General features: G+C 64.4%; 2 protein-coding genes. Both read right to left on the reverse strand.

The window, feature by feature from the left end; genetic code table 11:
- Positions 1-365: 365 nt before the first annotated feature.
- Entirely contained in the window at positions 366-1703 is a 1338-nt protein-coding gene (locus I5Q34_RS32785) for an aspartate aminotransferase family protein (RefSeq protein WP_199896145.1), read from the reverse strand.
- A gap of 449 nt (positions 1704-2152) precedes the next feature.
- Complete coding sequence (locus I5Q34_RS36210) at positions 2153-2491, reverse strand: transposase family protein (RefSeq protein ID WP_199896146.1); 339 nt, start codon at positions 2489-2491, stop codon at positions 2153-2155.
- Positions 2492-2906 lie beyond the last annotated feature (415 nt).

Below are 2906 nucleotides of genomic sequence, written 5' to 3' on the forward strand. Positions count from 1 at the left end.
CACCTACCCTGACACAAGCCGCATAAGCCGTGTTCAGCTTTCAGGGGGAAGCCCCTACGCTGCGCGGCTGAGCACCATGGCCAGTGCGAATCCACGCTCACCGTACCGGCCAACGAAGACCACTCCTCAGGAGGTAAAGGAGAACACGACCCGATCGCACCCATGATCAGGTCCTGTGGGAGCGACATGCCGAATCCAAGGGCGAACGCTCCGTAACGCAGCCCGAGAACCGAGACGTTGACAGCGAAGCATGGCCGGAGCATCTGACGCAGGGCCCTTTGCGCTCGCGCTCTGCGATGACGTCCAGGCCATTCCTCTCTATCTGGAGCCGGTTGCGGTCGGAGCAGCCAGAGAGACCGATCGCCTCACGCCGCGTTCCGCAGGTCGTGGGCCAGGAGCTGGAACGCGCGGGTATAGGCGGCCAGCACGGACGTGAGGTGGTCGGTGGTGAGTGCGGTAGAGAGGTTGATCATACCTCGGGGGGTGGTGTAGACCCCTTCGAGGAGCAAGGCGAGATGAAGAGCGTCCTGCAGCGGGCCCGCGGTGCCTCGCACGTGCTCCGCGGTCGTGGGCACCTCAGTTGCCGTGGTGTGCACCTGAAGGATGGACCCTGCGCGTGTCACCGCCATCGGCAGTCCTGCATCGGAAGCGATATTGCCGATGGTGTTCGCCAGGAACTCCGCCTTCACATTGAGGACGTCGATGACCCCGGAGTCCAGGTGGTTGAGCGTTGCCGCTCCAGCGGCCGCCGCGCTCAGATGCCCGTTAAACGTACCGGAATGGCGGAGGAAGCCGCTTCGGTCAGCAGCGGTCAGTTTCATCAGTCGGGTCGTTCCGCCCACGGCCCCGAGCGGCATGCCCCCACCGATGATCTTGCCCATCAGGGTCAGATCGGGGTGCAGGCCCAGCCGACCCTGCTCACCGCCGACACTGTTGCGCAGCGACTGGACCTCGTCCAGCACGAACAAGGCCCCGTTCGACCGGGCCAGGCCGGCCACTTCGGACAAGAAACCGGGCCTGCCGGGTACGACGCCACCGGCGCCCAAGAATGGCTCGGCGAACACGGCGGCGATGTCGCCAGCACAAAGCGCCTCGCGTACAGCATCGAGATCGTTGTAGGGCACGGTCACGACGTCGTTCGTACCTCCCAGCGGCACACTGCCGTGGTAACCACCGTCGAACACCAACAGTCGGGTGCGGCCGGTGGCGTACCGGACCAGCCGCGCCGCAAGCAGCGATGCTTCTGTCCCCGAGTTGGTGAACCGCACCTGCTCCACGGATTCCACACGTTTCACCAAGAGTTCGGCGAGATGGACCTGGGACCGGTGGGTACTGGGGAAAACAGCTCCGTCGACGAGTGCCTGGGCCGCGGCTGCGGCCGCCGGCGCATAGGCGTTGCCATGGACCAGCGTCGTGTAGTTGTTGACCAGGTCGATGTACCGGTGCCCGTCGATGTCGGTCAGTTCCGCTCCGAGCCCCTTGGCGACGGACAGAGGGTAGGGCGCGTAGTAGGTGATGCAGCGTGTCTCACCGCCGGGCATTACCGCAGTCGCCCGACGATGGGCGGCAGCACTTTCGGGCGTGCGATGCATGTACTCGCCGACAAGATTGTGCAGGACCGACCCGCGGTCGAGGTCGGGACCCTCCACGGGGATGGGCATCAAGCGGGGAATTCCGAGTCGGCCGAAGGATGAGCTGTTCATGGAGGGCATGCCTTCTGAGCGGTGTACCGAGTGGGCTGGAAAGGAAACCATCCTGTTGCCCGCAACATCCCCTCCGCTACTCCCTTTCCCTCTATGACTCCATAGGCTAGGTTTATGAGCTCCCCGCTGAAATCCTTTACTCATGGCCCGCAACAAGTCGGGAGCTCAGCCGGAAGCGCCCTGCCCAGCGCCGAGAGCGCTCATTCACCCCGCCGTGCACCAGCAGGCCAAGATCCAATCCGCTCTTCGGTCGGACGACTTGCACTGTGCTGAGCCTTGGTCGGCCGGAAGCCCTTCGACAGAACTCCGGCCTCGTCATGCTCGCATCAGCCACACCCCCACAGGGCTGCACGAGCCGAACGGCCACCGTCAGGCGAGCGAGCCCGATATCACCCGATCGTATTCAAATGGCAGCTGAAATCGTCGGCAGCGCAATGAACATTTCCGATCTACGCCCTGGCGAGTGATGTCCGTTTCTGGATCAGCGCGAGGAGGGCATGGAGCAGTCTGGTGATGATGCCGTCCGCGCGGGCGGCGGGCAGGTCGTTGACCGATCCCGGCCGTGCCTGGCCCAGGCAGGCCAGATCGCTCTCTGCCTTGGCCAGGGCCTGGACGTTGACGCCGTGGTCGTGGTGCTTGCCGCTGTAGAGCAGGTCGTCGTTGGCCTCGGTGGCCGGAGCCGCGCAGCGCCAGGCACGGATCAGTGTACGTCCAGCAGCAGGCGCCGCCGTGGGCCTGCCGCCTCCATCGCATCGGCGAGGGCGGGTGTGCGCGGACAGGACATCGATACCTTCGTTGACGTAGCGCCAGGCGGTGTCGGTGCTGACGCCGAAGTGAACGCCGAGCCTGGTGAACCAGGACCATGACCGCCTGGTCGTAGGATGTCAGCTTGCGCCAGGAGACGCCCAGTTCGCTCCTTCGGGTGGCGATGAGGTTCTCCAGCCAGGAAACGAGGTCGCCGGGCAGGTCGAGGGTGGCACGATAAGTGACCACGAAGCTCCTTGCTCCGCAGGTTGGTTGACACCTCTGCAACGGCAAGGGGCTTCGTGTCGTTACAGCCTCCACGTCACCACACCGGTCACGATCGGAAGAGCTCACTAAGAAGCCATCTCATTTGGCTGTAAGCTGTTGGATCATGGTAGGGATCGTTGAGCGGCTGGTGCCGGACGAGTTGTGGGAGTTGTTCCAGCGGGTGGTGCCGGA

The sequence above is a fragment of the Streptomyces sp. AV19 genome, assembly GCF_015999245.1.
GTDB lineage: Bacteria > Actinomycetota > Actinomycetes > Streptomycetales > Streptomycetaceae > Streptomyces.